The organism is Kribbella sp. NPDC049174 (assembly GCF_043197365.1).
Lineage (GTDB): Bacteria > Actinomycetota > Actinomycetes > Propionibacteriales > Kribbellaceae > Kribbella.
The window spans coordinates 1,782,571-1,797,489 of the sequence record NZ_JBICSZ010000001.1; the positions used below are offsets into that span (position 1 = coordinate 1,782,571).

The 14,919-nt window shown below is 69.5% G+C and carries 14 protein-coding genes; 7 read left to right on the forward strand and 7 right to left on the reverse strand.

Annotated elements, in window-relative coordinates; all coding sequences use genetic code 11:
* Positions 1–117: 117 nt before the first annotated feature.
* Together ACGFIF_RS08435 and ACGFIF_RS08440 are read right to left on the reverse strand one after the other, a co-directional pair.
* On the reverse strand, positions 118–2,061 hold the full coding sequence (locus ACGFIF_RS08435) for an FtsX-like permease family protein (protein WP_393152841.1): 1,944 nt from the start codon (positions 2,059–2,061) through the stop codon (positions 118–120).
* On the reverse strand, positions 2,058–2,825 hold the full coding sequence (locus tag ACGFIF_RS08440; RefSeq protein WP_393152843.1) for an ABC transporter ATP-binding protein: 768 nt from the start codon (positions 2,823–2,825) through the stop codon (positions 2,058–2,060). The genes ACGFIF_RS08435 and ACGFIF_RS08440 overlap by 4 nt, the downstream gene beginning before the upstream one ends.
* 109 nt (positions 2,826–2,934) lie before the next feature.
* Here ACGFIF_RS08440 and ACGFIF_RS08445 point away from each other — a divergent pair, with 109 nt between their 5' ends.
* From ACGFIF_RS08445 to ACGFIF_RS08460, 4 genes are read left to right on the forward strand one after another with little or no spacing between them, the layout of a single operon-like run.
* A complete protein-coding gene (locus ACGFIF_RS08445; RefSeq protein ID WP_393152845.1) occupies positions 2,935–4,209 on the forward strand; it encodes a sensor histidine kinase in 1,275 nt (424 codons plus the stop codon).
* Positions 4,191–4,844: a response regulator gene (locus ACGFIF_RS08450; RefSeq protein ID WP_393152847.1), complete on the forward strand. Its 654-nt coding sequence runs from the start codon at positions 4,191–4,193 to the stop codon at positions 4,842–4,844. The genes ACGFIF_RS08445 and ACGFIF_RS08450 overlap by 19 nt, the downstream gene beginning before the upstream one ends.
* A 29-nt stretch (positions 4,845–4,873) precedes the next feature.
* The gene (locus ACGFIF_RS08455; protein ID WP_393152849.1) at positions 4,874–5,275 is read left to right on the forward strand and encodes a CoA-binding protein; all 402 of its coding nucleotides are present in this window, start codon (positions 4,874–4,876) and stop codon (positions 5,273–5,275) included.
* A gap of 22 nt (positions 5,276–5,297) precedes the next feature.
* On the forward strand, positions 5,298–5,720 hold the full coding sequence (locus tag ACGFIF_RS08460) for a TIGR03667 family PPOX class F420-dependent oxidoreductase (RefSeq protein ID WP_393152851.1): 423 nt from the start codon (positions 5,298–5,300) through the stop codon (positions 5,718–5,720).
* On the opposite strand, the gene ACGFIF_RS08465 is transcribed toward ACGFIF_RS08460, so the two are convergent.
* From ACGFIF_RS08465 to ACGFIF_RS08480, 4 genes are all read right to left on the reverse strand, one after another.
* Positions 5,717–5,965, reverse strand: coding sequence for a DUF2630 family protein (locus ACGFIF_RS08465; RefSeq protein ID WP_393152853.1), 249 nt, complete (start codon positions 5,963–5,965; stop codon positions 5,717–5,719). The two genes, ACGFIF_RS08460 and ACGFIF_RS08465, sit on opposite strands and share 4 nt — an antisense overlap.
* Before the next feature lie 115 nt (positions 5,966–6,080).
* The gene (locus ACGFIF_RS08470; RefSeq protein ID WP_393152855.1) at positions 6,081–6,848 is read right to left on the reverse strand and encodes an ABC transporter permease; all 768 of its coding nucleotides are present in this window, start codon (positions 6,846–6,848) and stop codon (positions 6,081–6,083) included.
* A 43-nt stretch (positions 6,849–6,891) separates the two neighbouring features.
* Positions 6,892–8,601, reverse strand: a complete 1,710-nt coding sequence (locus ACGFIF_RS08475) for an AMP-binding protein (RefSeq protein WP_393152857.1) — start codon at positions 8,599–8,601, stop codon at positions 6,892–6,894.
* Between the two features lie 10 nt (positions 8,602–8,611).
* Entirely contained in the window at positions 8,612–9,664 is a 1,053-nt protein-coding gene (locus ACGFIF_RS08480) for an SLC13 family permease (RefSeq protein ID WP_393152859.1), read from the reverse strand.
* Between the two features lie 34 nt (positions 9,665–9,698).
* On the opposite strand from ACGFIF_RS08480, the gene ACGFIF_RS08485 reads away from it, so the two are divergent.
* Positions 9,699–12,422 carry a GNAT family N-acetyltransferase gene (locus ACGFIF_RS08485; RefSeq protein WP_393152861.1) on the forward strand — a complete coding sequence of 908 codons (2,724 nt, stop codon included), beginning with the start codon at positions 9,699–9,701 and terminating at the stop codon, positions 12,420–12,422.
* Here ACGFIF_RS08485 and ACGFIF_RS08490 read toward each other — a convergent pair.
* Entirely contained in the window at positions 12,415–12,921 is a 507-nt protein-coding gene (locus ACGFIF_RS08490; protein WP_393152863.1) for a DUF2087 domain-containing protein, read from the reverse strand. The genes ACGFIF_RS08485 and ACGFIF_RS08490 overlap by 8 nt on opposite strands.
* A 57-nt stretch (positions 12,922–12,978) precedes the next feature.
* On the opposite strand from ACGFIF_RS08490, the gene ACGFIF_RS08495 reads away from it, so the two are divergent.
* Entirely contained in the window at positions 12,979–14,046 is a 1,068-nt protein-coding gene (locus ACGFIF_RS08495) for a P1 family peptidase (protein ID WP_393152865.1), read from the forward strand.
* Between the two features lie 107 nt (positions 14,047–14,153).
* A complete protein-coding gene (locus ACGFIF_RS08500; RefSeq protein ID WP_393152867.1) occupies positions 14,154–14,864 on the forward strand; it encodes an ABC transporter ATP-binding protein in 711 nt (236 codons plus the stop codon).
* The last annotated feature ends 55 nt before the right edge of the window (positions 14,865–14,919 follow it).

The following is a 14,919-nucleotide window of genomic DNA, read 5'->3' on the forward strand; positions in this document are numbered from 1 at the left end:
TCCCGTCCTTCCCTCGTCGCTCCAGTCGCTTCGCTCCCTGCGCTCCTCAGTCCAGGACGGGGGCCTACGAGCGAGGCCGCGACCCGCCATCCGTTCCGGACAGTCGCCGTGAGCGGTCTAGTCCACCGCTGCGGACGGCTGCGACCGGCGCAGGATGTACGTCGTCGGGGCCAGAGCGGACCCTACCGCCAAGGTCAGACAGACGCCGCCGATACCCAGCAGCACACCCCACGGCACGGTCACCGGTACGTCGGCCAGCCCGGCCGTCATGGCGTGCCGGAGGAGGATCCCGACCGTGACCGTGATCGCCGTACCGAGACTGAGCGCGACCGCGCCGACCAGGGAGGACTCCCACAGCACCATCCGGCGGATCTGGGCCGGCGTGGCCCCGAGCAGCCGCGAGGTGATGAACTCGTGCCGCCGCTGCAGGCTGCCCATCAGGAGCGTGTTGGCGATCGCGATGGCGCTGTAGAGCGCGGCCGGACCGAGCAACAGGATCAGCCCGAACCGATTGCCTTCCCGGACGCCCGCGTCGTGTTCGGCTTCCCATTCAGTTGCCGGTACGGCGTTCGGCAGCTTGGTCACCAACGCGGCGGGATCCACCCCGTCATCCGGCAGGACGAACAGGCGGTCCGGCTTGGCGGTCGGAGCGTGCTGACGGGCCAACTCGAGCGGGATCAGGAACGACGGATTCACTCCGAACGCGTCCTTCACGATGGCGACGACCTTCAGCTTGACCTCGGTCCGGTCCAGGAACGTCACCGGGATCTCGTCGCCGACCCGGTAACCCTCGAACCCCGACATCTCCTTGCCGATAGCAACAGTATTGCCGGTGAGCCGGTCGATGCTTCCGGACAGCGCGGTCAGGTCACGGCTGCGGGACGCAATCGCCGGATCGATACCCTCCGCGTCCTCGAGTTCGGCGTAGTCCGAGGCGATCCGGACGAACTGGACCGGTAGCCCGGCGTCCACCGTGGCCACCCCGGGGACGGCGTTGATGTCAGCCGAGCCCGTGACCACGATGGGGGCGCGGAGTGTGTCGCGGATGCTCGCCTCGGCGCCGTCGGCGGCGAAGCTGAGACTGAGCACCATCGACCCAGCCACCGCCGAGATGGCCAGGATCGGGGCCGCGAGGGACGCGCTGCGGCGGGGCGCCGCCACGACGTTGCTGCGAGCGAGTAGGCCCGACACCCGGGTCCACCTGGTCAGCGGCAGCGCCCACAGCCGTGCGATCCACGGCACGACCAGCGGCGCCAGCAGGGTCAGTGCGATCACCAGCAGCATCGGCGTGAACATCGCCAGCGGGACCATGCCCTCACCGGTCGACGGCTGGATCAGCGCCAGCAGGGTGATCGAACCGGCCAGGAAGAGCAGTCCGAAGACGATGCGCACCGGTCCGATCCGCGGCGGTTCCAGCGCGGCCTCCCGCAGCGCGTCGATCGGTCCCACCCGCCCGGCGCGACGAGCCGCCGACCGGGCACCCAGCATCGCCACCACCAGCCCGGCACAGACCGCGATCGCCAGCGGCACCCACGGCGAGGCCGGCTCCAGCTTCACTGGCGCCAGCTCGGTGTACGACGCCTTCCGCAGCAGCAGGGGAGTCGCCAACTGGGCGAGGACCGCACCGGTCAGTGAGGCGGCGAGTGCGACGACGAACGCTTCGCCGAGGACCATCCGCCGTACCTGGGAAGGCGTAGCGCCGATGAGGCGAAGCAGGCCGATCTCCTGACGCCGCGAGGCGACCGCGAAGGCGAACGTGCTGGCGATGACGAAGATCGTGATGAATCCGCTGATCGTGCCGACCATGCTGAGCACGACCTGGAGCCCGGAGGCATCGGCGCCGGACAGTGGGATCCGGACCTGTTGGGGCGCGGTGTCCGGACTGCCCAGCGTCGTCACGGTCATGCTGTCGGCGGCCGGACCGCGGTAGGCGATGGTGGCGGCCGTGGCGGTGGCCGCGAGGCCGAGCAGGAACACCCCGACCGCCAGCGCGACGAACGAACCGGCGTACAACGAACGATGACGGCTGACCGTCTGACGGCTGAGATAGAACATGGTCATCGCTCCAGCGAACTCATCGCCGAGGCGATCTGGGCCGGCGTACCGCGGTCGAGGTGACCGGCGATCAGGCCGTCGGAGAGGAACAGCACCCGCTCGGCGTACGCGGCCGCGACCGGGTCGTGGGTGACCATCACCACGGTCTGCCCGGCCCGATCGGTTGCCTCGCGCAACAGAGCGAGGATCTGCCGGCTGGTCCCGCTGTCGAGTGCACCGGTCGGTTCGTCGGCGAAGAAGACCGACGGGCGGGTGATCAGCGCTCGCGCGATCGCGACCCGCTGCTGCTGTCCACCGGACAGTTCCGCCGGCCGCCGCTTCGCCTTGCCCTCGAGCCCGACCTGCTCCAGCACCCGGTGTACGTCGTTCCGGCTCGGACGACGACCGGTCAGCCGCAGGGGGAGTGCGACGTTGTCGTACACGGTGAGCGACGGCAGCAGGTTGTAGGCCTGGAAGACGAAGCCCATCTCCTCCCGGCGCAGCTTGGTGAGCGCGACCTCGTTGAGCCCGCGCAGGGTCACTCCGCCGAGTACGACGGTGCCGTCGGTGGGCTGGTCGAGTCCGGCCGCGCACTGCAGCAGGGTGGACTTGCCGGAGCCGGACGGGCCCATCACCGCGGTGAACGAGCCTCGCTGGAAGTGGTACGTCACGCCTCGCAGCGCGTCGACCGCTCCGGCCTTGGACCGGTAGGTCTTGGTGATGCCGTCCAGCAGCAAGGCCGGCGCTTCGGATGGTGCGACGCTTGGGTACGTCGGCGCGGTAGCGGTCATGTAACCAGCCAACCGGTAAGCCCGTGTTGACACCCTGGCCCAGGGAGGAGACCTGGAGTAGCGCGCACGCTACCGTCCCGCAGGCTGTCCCGCGCCTAGGGTTGGCACCGTGGAAATTCCGATGACGACCTGGGCGGCGATGGCCTCGCCCCGCTTCCTGGTGTCGTCCTGGCCCTGGCGCAGCTACGCGTACCTGTTCACCTCGGTCCCGGTGGGTGTGGTGAGCATCGCCGTACTCTTCGGCGTCGCGGCGGCCAGTGCCGTGCTGAGCCCGATTCTGATCGGGATCCTGCTGATCACGATGTTCCCGCTGATCGGGGTCGTGATCGGCCGGGTCGAGCGGTGGCGGGCCGGGCTGGTGCTGATCGACGGGATCAGCAGCCCGCACGCGAAGATGCCGGAGTCGCTGTCTCGGCGGGAGAAGCTGAAGTTCCGGCGGCGGGAGCAGGCGTCGCTGCGGGCGCTCGGGTACGGGTTCGTCCTGGGCGTTTTCGTCTGGCCGCTGAGCGCCCTGTTCGCCGGTGTCAGCGCGACCATCCTCGGCACCACGCTGGCCGCGCCGGTGATCGCCGACGGCGACCAGATGGGTATGGGGCCGTGGATCCTGGACAGTGCGCAGGAAGGGTTCATCTTCCTGCTGTGCTTCGGTCCGGTCTTCTACGTCTTCAGCTCGTATCTGCTCGGCGTTCTCGCCGGTGCCGAGGCCGCGCTCGCGAAGGCGATGCTGGGTCCGCGGCAGGACGAGCTGCAGCGGAACGTGGCCGAGCTGCGCCGGTCCCGGCTCGATCTGGTGGATGCGTTCGAGACCGAGCGGGTGCGGATCGAGCGGCATCTGCACGACGGCGTACAGCAGCGGCTGGTCGGGCTGACGATGACGCTCGGGCTGGCCGAGCTCGATCTGCCGGACGGCGAAGGCAAGCGGCTGGTGGTGAAAGCGCACGGCGAGGCTGAAGCGGCGTTGGCGGACCTGCGGGAGGCAGTCCGGGGGATCCACCCACGGGTGCTCGTCGACCACGGGCTGGAGGCCGCCGTACTGGAGGTGGCGGACCGGAGTCCGCTGCCGGCGAGCGTTCAGCTGACACTGCCGTCCCGACTGCCGCCGCCGATCGAGGCAGCGGCGTACTTCGTGGTCAGCGAGGCGCTGGCCAACGTCGCCAAGCACGCCCAGGCGACCAGCTGCGAGGTGACCGGGTGGGTCGAGCGGGATCGGCTGGTCATCACGATCACCGATGACGGCGTCGGCGGCGCCCGGACCGGGGCCGGCACCGGACTCACCGGTCTGGTGACCCGGTTGGACGCCTTGGGAGGCACACTCGACATCGACAGCCCACCTGGTGGGCCGACTCGATTGAGGATGGAGTGCCCGTGCCGACTCGGCGACTGAGCATCGTGCTGGCCGAAGACTCGCTGCTGTTGCGTGAGGGCCTGGCCAGCATCCTGGACCGCGCCGGCCACGAAGTACGGGACGCTGTCGGCGATGCGGACACGCTGCTGGCCGTCGTACGCAAGGAACCGCCGGATGTCGTGATCACCGATGTCCGGATGCCGCCTGGACACAGTGACGAAGGGCTGCGGGCAGCGGCCGCGATCCGGGCCGAGCTGCCGTCGATCGGGATCCTGGTGCTGTCCCAGTACGTCGCCGACGCGTATCTGTCTACGTTGCTCGAGACAACGACCGGCGGGATCGGGTACCTGCTGAAGGACCGGGTCGGGCACGTCGCGGAGTTCCTCGAGTCTCTCGACCGGGTCGCGGACGGCGGGACAGTGGTGGACCCGGAGGTGGTCCGGCAGCTGCTGGCCCGGCGGCGGAACGACGGGCCGCTGTCGGCGCTCACGCCGCGGGAGCTGGAGGTGCTCGCGTTGATGGCGGAGGGCCGGGTGAACGGGTCGATCGCCGAGCAGTTGGTCGTCAGTGAGGCCGCCGTACGCAAGCATGTCGGCAACATCTTCGCCAAGCTCCAGCTTGACGACGGTCTCGATCGGCGGGTGTCCGCGGTGCTCACCTACCTTCGGGGTTGAGCTCTTGCCCGGCGAGGGAGGATCGGGTCATGGACAGTGACATCCGCAAGATCCTGGCGGACTGCGAGACGTGGGCCGTGGTCGGGCTGTCGAACAACACCGGCCGGGCCGCGTACGGCGTGGCGCGGTTCCTGCAGGGGCACGGCAAGCGGATCGTGCCGGTGCATCCGTCGGCGGAGACCGTGCACGGCGAGCAGGGCTACGCCACGCTCGCCGAGATCCCGTTCCCGGTGGACTGCGTCGATGTTTTCGTCCGGTCCGAGCTGGCCGGCGCCATCGCGGACCAGGCGGTGGGAATCAACGCGAAGGCGGTGTGGTTCCAGCTGGATGTAGTGGATCCGGACGCTTACACGCGCACGACGGCCGCCGGGCTGACCATGGTGATGAACCGCTGCCCGGCGATCGAGTGGGGGCGTCTCGGTCCGTCCTGACCATCGACACCGAAGGTTTCTGATGATCTCGATCGACACGTCCACCGATTTCGGCAAGCGGATCGCGCGGCAGCTGGACGACGAGCGGGTGCTGTGGCTGACCACCGTCGGCAAGTCCGGAGCACCGGCGCCGAACCCGGTCTGGTTCCTCTGGCACGGCGACCAGTTGCTGATCGCCAGTCAGCCGGACAAGGCCAAGCTGCACAACATCGCCGCCAACCCGCGGGTCGCGCTGAACTTCAACGCCACTCACACCGGCGGCGACGTCGGTGTGATCGCGGGTACGGCGGTGATCGACGACAGCCCGATCAGCGGTGACGAGCTGGCGGCGTACAACAACAAGTACGGCGAGGACATCGCGCACCTGGGGATGACGAACGACCAGTTCCACGCGGACTACTCCGTGGTCGTCCGGATCACCCCCGACAAGCTCAGGGGCTTCTAGCCGAGGTAGCCCTCGACGGTGTCGGTGGGGCGGGCCTTGGCGTCGTCGGGGTTCTCGCCGAACTCGCGCTTGGCGCGGCGCTGCCGGAGCAGGTCCCAGCACTGGTCGAGCTCGACCTCGAGGGCGCGCAGGCGGCTCCGCTCGTCGTCGTCGGCGATCTTCCCGGCGGCGTGCTTGGAGCGCAGCTCGCGCTCCTCGGTGACCAGCTCGTCGATCCGGCTGAAGAGGGGCTTGTCACTGGTCATGGGGCCTCCCGGCCTGGACTGAGGAGTGTAGGGAGCGAAGCGACTGGAGCGACGAGGGAAGGTCGGGAGTTACAGCCCCATGACCCGCCGCGCCGAAGGCGTGGCATCAATACCGTCATGGGGAAACGGTACGCCCGTCCGGCAGGGCCGAGCGGGCCAGCAGCTCGGTGATGGTCAGGATCGCCAGCGACTCGCCCGCGACCAGCCCGATCAGGACCACGAGCTGTAGCGCGGCGGCCTCGGTCGGCGATGCCCCGCCGAGGACCATCCCGACGAAGGCGCCGGGCAGCGAGACGAGCCCGACGGTTCGGGTCTGATCCAGTGCGGGCAGGAGCGCGTCACCGGCGACCGGGCCGACCACGAGCTTGAACGCGTCGGGCGGCAGCAGACCGATCGACAGCCCGGCCTCGAACTCGCCGTACCGGGTGCCGTACTCGCTCAGCACCCGGCGGCCGGCCAGCGTGGTGGCGGTCATCGTGCCGCCGATGATGATGCCGCCCATCGGCAGAATGGTGGCCGGGTTCCGCGGCACCACCCCGGGCAGGATGAGCAGCAGGAGTACGACGAGCGCACCGGAGCCGATCGCGGTCGCGCAGTACGCCCATTGCCGGGGGATGGCGGCCGTCGAGTGGATTCGCCGGGTGCTCGTGAAGGTGGCGACCACGAACATCCCCAGCACGAATGCGATCGCGCCCAAGGTGTGCTGCAGCGCGACGCCGACCACGAGTCCGACCGCGGTCAGCTGCACAACAGCGCGCAGAGCAGCGGTAACGATCCCCTTGTCATGCCGCAGGCCGGCGTACCGGGACGCACCGACACCAACCGCAATCAGCAACGGCAGTACAACAACCGCCGCAACCCCCAGCCCGGTGTCGAAAGACATCCGCCCATTCCAGCACGCCAACCCGCGGCCGAGGCGGCGTGACTCACGCTTCCTTGAAGTCGGCCTCGTCGTACGCGTGCTCGCCGGGCTCTCCGCTGTCCACCTTGGCCGCTTCGTCGTCGCGGAGTTCGACTCGGCGGATCTTGCCTGAGATGGTCTTCGGCAGGTCGGCGAACTCGATCCGGCGGATCCGTTTGTACGGCGCCAGGTGGTCGCGGCAGAACTGGAGGATCTCGCCGGCCAGCTCGCGGGACGGCTCGTGGCCGGCGGCCAGGACGACGTACGCCTTTGGCACTGCGAGCCGGACCGGATCCGGAGACGGTACGACGGCCGCCTCCGCGACCGCGGGGTGCTCGATCAGCACCGACTCCAGTTCGAACGGGGAGATGCGGTAGTCGCTGGCCTTGAACACGTCGTCGGAGCGGCCGACGTAGGTGATGTAGCCGTCCTCGTCCCGGCTCGCGACGTCGCCGGTGTGGTAGTGACCACCGCGCATGACCTCGTCGGTCAGTTCCCGGGCGTCGCGGTAGCCGCGCATCAGCGGGACCGGCGCCGGCGCCAGCTCGATGCAGATCTCGCCGTCGTCGCCGACCTCGTCGGTCGACGGGTCGATCAGCACGATCGAATAGCCGGGCAGCGGGCGGCCCATCGAGCCGAGTTTCACCTCCTGACCGGGGGTGTTGCCGATCTGAGCGGTCGTCTCGGTCTGTCCGTACCCGTCCCGGATGGTGATGCCCCAGGCGTTGCGCACCTGCTCGATCACCTCGGGGTTCAGTGGCTCCCCGGCCGAGATGCACTCGCGGATCTGCACCTTCACCGCGGACAGATCGGCCTGGATGAGCATCCGCCACACCGTCGGCGGTGCGCAGAAGGTGGTCACGCCGTACGTCTGCAGGACCTGCAGCATCTTCTCGGCGTCGAAGCGCGTGTAGTTGTAGAGGAAGACGGTCGCGCCCGCGTTCCACGGGGCGAAGACGTTGCTCCACGAGTGCTTCGCCCAGCCGGGGGACGAGACGTTGAGGTGGACGTCGCCGGGCTGGAGTCCGATCCAGTACATGGTCGACAGGTGACCGACCGGGTAGCTGACCTGTGTGTGCTCGACCAGCTTCGGCTGGCTCGTCGTACCGGAGGTGAAGTAGAGGAGCAGTGAGTCGCTTGCGGCCGTGTCCACCTCGGGGACGGGACCGTCGTACGACGTCGTGTCGTCGTAGTCGAGCCAACCCTCCACCGGCGAGCCGACGGCGACGCGGATGCAGTGGTCCGCGATCCCAGCGTATCTGCCGGTCTCGCTGCTGCTGGTGACGACGGCCCGTACGCCGCCGCGCTCGATCCGGTCCGCGAGGTCGGCGTCGGTGAGCAGCGTGGTCGCGGGGATCATCACCGCGCCGGCCCGGATGCAGCCGAGCATGATCTCCCACAGCGGGACCGTGTTGCCGAGCACGATCAGGACCCGGTCGCCCGGTTGCAGCCCGGCCTGGGTGAGCCAGCCGGCCACCTGACGGGATCGCTCGGCCATCTCGGCGTACGTGCGGGAGTTGACCTCGCCGTCCTCCTCGACGATGGTCAGCGCCGCGACCTCGGGCTGCTCGACCGCGAGTGCGTCGAACCAGTCCCGGGCCCAGTTGAACCGGTCGAAGCCCGGCCAGCTGAAGTCCCGGTACGCCGTCTCGTAGTCCTCCCGATGCGCCACCAGAAAGTCCCGCGCCTCCCGGAACTCCCGCGTGACGTCCGACGTGCTCTGTTCCGCAGCCATGCCCCGCACATTACCCACCGAGCGCGAGGACTGATCCCGCCACGACGAGCGGTGTCAGGATCAGGCCGCGCCAGAGGAACGACCACCAGGAGATGTCGACCCGGGCGGCGTCACAGCGGTCTCGCCACAGCAGAGTGGCGAGGGAGCCCCAGAGGGTGAGCAGGCAGCCGCAGTTCACGCCGATCAGGAGCGCCATCATCCGATGCGGGCTGTCAGCAGCCACAGGTTCCATCGCCAGGTAGGCCGGGAGGTTGTCGGCCAGGTTCGCGCCGAGGGCTGCGGTCGCGCTCAACCTCAGCTCGGACGTGCCGCCCGCGATCCGGCTCAGTACGGCGTCCAGCCCGTGGTCGGTGAGGAAGCCTACGACGAGGAACAGGCCCACCACGGTCGCGACCAGCTTGGCCGGGACCAGCGACCACCTGAGCGTGGCCGGCCGTCGTACGGCGAACAACCCGACGAGCAGGATCGCTCCGATGCTGGCCGGCCACGCGACGTCGATCCCGGACACGAAGGCCGGTCCGAGGAGCAGACACACGCCTGCCGACCCCCAGAACAGCACCTTGTCGTCCACGTGCGGAGTCGGCGGTACGACGTACTTCCGGCGCAGATCGCGATGGAACAGCACCGCCAGCACACCGACCGTGATCACGATCGCCGCAAGTGCCGGCCGCCAGCTCACGGCGATGAAATGAGCGTCGAGACGGCGGAACTGGTGCAGGGCGAGCAGGTTGGTGAGGTTCGACACCGGCAGCAGCAGCGAGGCGGTGCCGGCCAGCCAGACGGTGGTGAACGCGAACAGTTTCGGCGGGATGTCGAGCTGACGCGCCATCGCGAGCACGACCGGGGTCAGCAGGACCGCGCAGGTGTCCAGAGACAGGACGATCGTCAGCCCGGTCGCGAGCGCGACCACGAGCAGCCAGAGCCGCCAGACCCGGCCCCGGGCCAGGTGCGCGGCCTCCCGCGCCGCGACATCGAAGACTTTCGCATCGTCGGCCAGCTCGGCGATGACGGTCACTGCGACGAGAAACACCAGCACCGGTGCGATCCGCTCGACCAAATTCATCACCCCCCTCGGGCTGTTTGAGTACGCTGGCCGGGTGACCCCGCCGGAGCAGGAGCCGCAGCGACCGGCCCAGTATGGCCCGCACCACCCAGCCGGTTACCCGGCGGAGCTCGAGGCGGACGTCGTACTGCGGGACGGAGCTACCGCACACCTGCGGCCGATCACTCCGGACGACGCAGACCTGCTGGTCGCCTTCTACGCGCGGGTGTCCGAACAATCGAAGTACTACCGCTTCTTCGCCCCGTACCCACAACTGTCGGACCGGGATGTGGCGAGGTTCACGCAAGTGGACTACCACGACCGGTCGGCCCTGATCGTCACCGTCGGCAACGAGATGATCGGCGTCGGGCGGTACGAGCGAACCGGGAACCGGACCGCGGAGGTCGCGTTCCTGATCGAGGACGCGCACCAGGGCCGCGGTCTCGGGCAGCTGCTGCTCGAGCACCTCGCCCAGGCGGCCCGGGAGAACGGCATCACCCGGTTCGTCGCCGAGGTGCTGCCGGACAACCGCAAGATGATCACCGTCTTCACCGAGGCCGGCTACAAGGTCATGCGCGAGTTCGAGGACGGCGTGATCATGGTCGAGTTCGACATCGCGCCGACCGACACGTCCTTCGGTGTGATGCAGGCGCGGGAGCAGCGGTCGGAGGCGCTGTCGATCGCCCGGCTGCTGGCCCCGTCGAGTGTCGCGGTGATCGGCGCGAGCCGGCGGGAGGGCACGATCGGCAACGCGCTGCTGCGCAACCTGCGCGACGGCGGGTTCACCGGTCGCCTGTACGCCGTGAACACCGATACGGATGCGGCCGAGATCGAGGGCGTACCGGCGTACCCGACGATCAGCGACGTGGACGACACGGTCGATCTGGCCGTGGTCGCCGTCCGGGCCGAGATGGTCGCGGACGTGGTTCTGGACTGTGCCGCCAAGGGTGTCCGCGGGCTGGTCGTGGTGTCGAGCGGGTTCGCCGAGGTCGGTGACGAGGGCCGCAAGCGGCAGCGGTACCTGGCCGGGCTGGCCCGGTCGTACGGGATGCGGGTGATCGGGCCGAACGCGCTGGGGCTGATCAACACCGCGCCCGGGGTCTCGCTGAACGCGACGCTCTCGCCGTTGATGCCGGGCCGGGGCCGAGTGGCGTTCTTCTGCCAGTCCGGTGCGCTCGGGGTGCCGATCCTGGCCGACATGGCCCGGCGTGGTCTGGGCCTGTCGACGTTCGTGTCGGCGGGCAACCGGGCTGATGTCTCCGGCAACGACCTGATGCAGTACTGGTACTCCGACGACTCGACCGAGGTCGTCCTGCTGTATCTGGAGTCGCTGGGCAATCCGCGCAAGTTCAGCCGGGTGTCGCGCCGGCTGGCCGGTCGCAAGCCGGTGGTCGCGCTGAAGTCGGGCCGCTCGACGCAGGGTGTGCCGCTCGGGCAGATGGTCCGGCGCAGCCAGTTGCCAACTGCAACCATCGACTCGATGTTCCGGCAGAGCGGGCTGATCGGCGTCGACACCACCGGTGAGCTGTTCGACGTCGCCCAGTTGCTCGCGCACCAGCCGTTGCCGAAGGGTCGCCGGGTCGCGATCGTCAGCAACTCGGACGCGCTGACGCTGCTCGCGCTCGACACGATGGCCGGCTGCGGACTGGACGTCGCGGGGGAGCCGCGCAACCTGAGTCCCGATGCGTCCGCCGAGGAGTTCGGCGTGGCGTTGACGGAGGTGTTCGCCGACGATCGGGCCCACTCGGTCGTGGTGATCTACACCCCACCGGTCCAGTCGAACGGTGGCGAGGTCGCGCAGGTCGTGGCCGCGGCGGCCGCGGGGTCGGACAAGCCGGTCCTGTCGACCTTCCTCGCATCACGCAGCGTGCCCGAGGAGCTCCGGGTGCCGGATGAGGAGGGCGGTGCCGCGCGTGGTTCGATCCCGTCGTTCCTGAACCCGCAGTACGCCGTGGGTGCGCTGGCCAAGGCGACGCAGTACGCCGAGTGGCGGCGCCGATCGGACAGCCGGATCCCCGACCTGCCCGAGATCGACACCCGGGCGGCCGAGGACTTCGTCGCGGAGTACCTGCAGCGGCATCCGAGCGGCGCCGACCTGGACGACGCGGACCGGCAGATGCTGCTCAGCTTCTACGGGATCTCGGTGCTGCCGGCGTTCCCGGTGCAGAGTGCCGACGAAGCGGTGCAGCGGGCCGAGGATCTCGGCTTCGAGGTGATCCTGAAGGCGACCGCCGAGCAGTGGCGGATGCGGCCGGACCTGGCCGACATCTGGCGGCACATCCACGACGAGGACGACATGCGTGGGGCCTGGGCCGAGATGACCCAGACCTTCGGGGTCGCGTCCGACCCGAGTCGCGCGCAGTTCGTCGTACAGAAGATGGCGCCGCCGGGAGTGCCGGTGGTCATCTCGGCGCTGGAGGACGTGTCGTTCGGGCCGGTGGTGACGTTCGGCCTGTCCGGTGTCGCGACCGATCTCCTGGGCGACCGCTCCTACCGGATGCCGCCGCTGACGACGCGCGACGCCGCCGAGATGGTCCGCGAGGTCCGGGCCGCTCCGCTGCTGTACGGGTACCGTGGCTCCGACCCGGTCGACATCGCCGCGATCGAGAACCTGTTGCACCGCGTCTCCCGGCTGACCCTCGACCTCGAGGAGGTCGTCAAACTCGACCTCCGCTCGGTCTTGGTCGGCGCGCAGGGCGCGACGGTCCTCGACACCGCCATCCGGATCGCCCCGAACGAGAAGCCCCGTCAGGACACCCCGGCCCGCCGCCTCACCTGACGTAGATGCTGTCCGAGCGGCTGAGCAGGCCGGCGTCGACCAGTTCGCGGCGGAGCGCCGCGTGGTCGGGGTGCCAACGGTTGAGGATCTCGTTGACCTCGGACTCGGGGTAGCTGCGGCCGGGCTCGAAGTTGGTGACGATGTACTCCAGCACGATCCGGAACTTGGTCGGCACGGTCGGGAAGATCGTCAGCCGGCCGTCCCGGATGAACGACTTGAGTACGGCGTCGCGGTCCGGATCCGGATCCAGCGGCTCGCGCTCCGGCCGCCCTTCCCGGACGGCATCCTTGAACGCCCCCTCGTCGGCTTGCAGACCGGACGGCGAGTCGGTGATCAGCCCGCCTTTGGCCAGCCGCTGCAGAGCCTTGTGGACGACAGGCGCCGTCAGTCCGGTGCTTCCGGCAACCTGCTCGGGAGTGGTGGCGCCGAGGACGACCGCGGAGTACGTCCGCAACCTCGACGGCTCAGCCAGCAGACCGCAGAGCAGATCAGTGTTCATGCCTTCCAAGTTAGTGTCCGCCGCAACCGGATTTCGGCGGGATGCTAGACAGTGCGCATGACGATGACGCCGGGTCCGCACAACGCGATCACCGATGTTCCTGGGGTGTTGGTCGGGCAAGTGGAGCGGGTCGATGCGCCGTACCTGACCGGGACGACGGTCGTTCATGTGCCGGGTACGGCGGTGGCCGGGGTGGATGTCCGTGGGGGTGCGCCGGGGACGCGGGAGACTGATCTGCTGGATCCGGTGAACTCGAACTCCGGCGCCAATGCGGTCGTGCTGACCGGTGGCAGTGCGTACGGCCTGGACACCGCGGGGACCGTGATGCGGTGGCTCGAGGAGCGCGGTGAAGGGGTGCGGGTCGGGCCGGGGGAGCGGGACGTGGTACCGATCGTGCCGACCGCGGTGATCTTCGACCTCGGCCGCGGCGGTGAGTTCACCGCGCGACCCGAGCCGTCCTGGGGTGCCGACGCGATCGCCCTCGCCACCGACGGTCCCGTTGCCCTCGGCAACCACGGCGCCGGTGCCGGTGCCCGGGCCCGGTCGCTCAAGGGCGGCGTCGGCTCGGCCAGCGTCCAACTAGAGGACGCTACGACGGTCGGCGCGCTGGTGATCGTGAACGCGGCCGGCTCGACCGTAGACGCCGAGGGCCGGTTGTACGGCGCCCGGTTCGGTCTCGGCGACGAGTTCACCCAGCTGCGCACTCCGACCGAGCAGCCGGCCCTCGTCGTACCCGGGCGGAACCTGATCCCTGGCCCGAGCTCGGGGATGAACACCGTGATCGCGGTGCTGGCGACCGACGTACCGCTGGACAAGGCGGCGACGAAGCGGATGGCGATGATCGCGCACGACGGGCTGGCCCGGGCGATCGACCCGATCCACACGCTGGTCGACGGCGACAGCATCTTCGCGCTCTCGACGCGCATCCCCGACGACGACCGCCCCCGGCTGAGTGTCACCGACCCGGCCGCGCTCGGCCAGCTCGAGACGGTCTACACCGCCGGAGCCCGGACCCTGTCCCGCGCGGTCGTGCACGCGATGCTGAACGCGGAGACCGTCGAGACCCCGGCCGGTCCGATCCTGAGCTACCGCGACGCCTATCCGTCAGCCTTCCGGACCGACTGACGTACGACCCCGGTACTACGAGGACCCGACGAAGGGCGCCGGAAGACGACTGCAGGACCGGTCCGCGGGCCGACGATCCCAGGGCTGGTCCGCGAAAGGCTCTGGTCATGAGCTTCCAGAGTCCCCAACTCACCCAGCAGCAGGTCGTCCTCAGCGGTCACGGCCTGGTCAAGTACTACGGCGACGTCGTCGGTCTGGCCGGCGTGGATGTCGCCGTCCGGTCCGGCGAGGCGCTTGCCGTCATGGGTCCGAGCGGCAACGGCAAGACCACGCTCCTCCATGTCCTGGCCGGCATCCTCACCCCGGACCAGGGCGAGGTCTGGCTGGCCGGTGAGCGGGTCGATCAACTCAACGACGCCGGCCGGACGGTCCTGCGGCGCCGCCGGCTCGGCTTCGTCTTCCAGGACAACCAGTTGCTCGCCGAACTGCCCGCCGACGAGAACGTTGCCCTGCCCTTGATGGTCGACGGCGTGAGCAGGCGGGAAGCCGTCGGCCGCGCCCGCATGGTGCTCGCGCAGGTCGGCTTGTCCGCAGAGGTGGGCCGGCGACCGGGCGAGCTGTCCGGCGGTCAGGCCCAGCGCGTCGCGATCGCCCGAGCCCTGGTCGGCGAGCCGCAGGCCGTCTTCGCCGACGAACCCACCGGCGCCCTCGACGCGGCGACCGGTGCCCACGTCATCGATCTGCTCGTCGGTGCCGCCACGCATCGCGGTGCCGCCGTGGTCGTCGTCACCCACGACAACGCCGTCGCGGCCCGCTGCCATCGGGTGCTGCGGATTGTCGACGGTCGCGTGAGCGACTCGCTGGGAGCCGACCGATGAACCCAATGACGGCACTGATGCCACGCCTCCGGCGCGGCGGGTCCCGGGGCTTGAA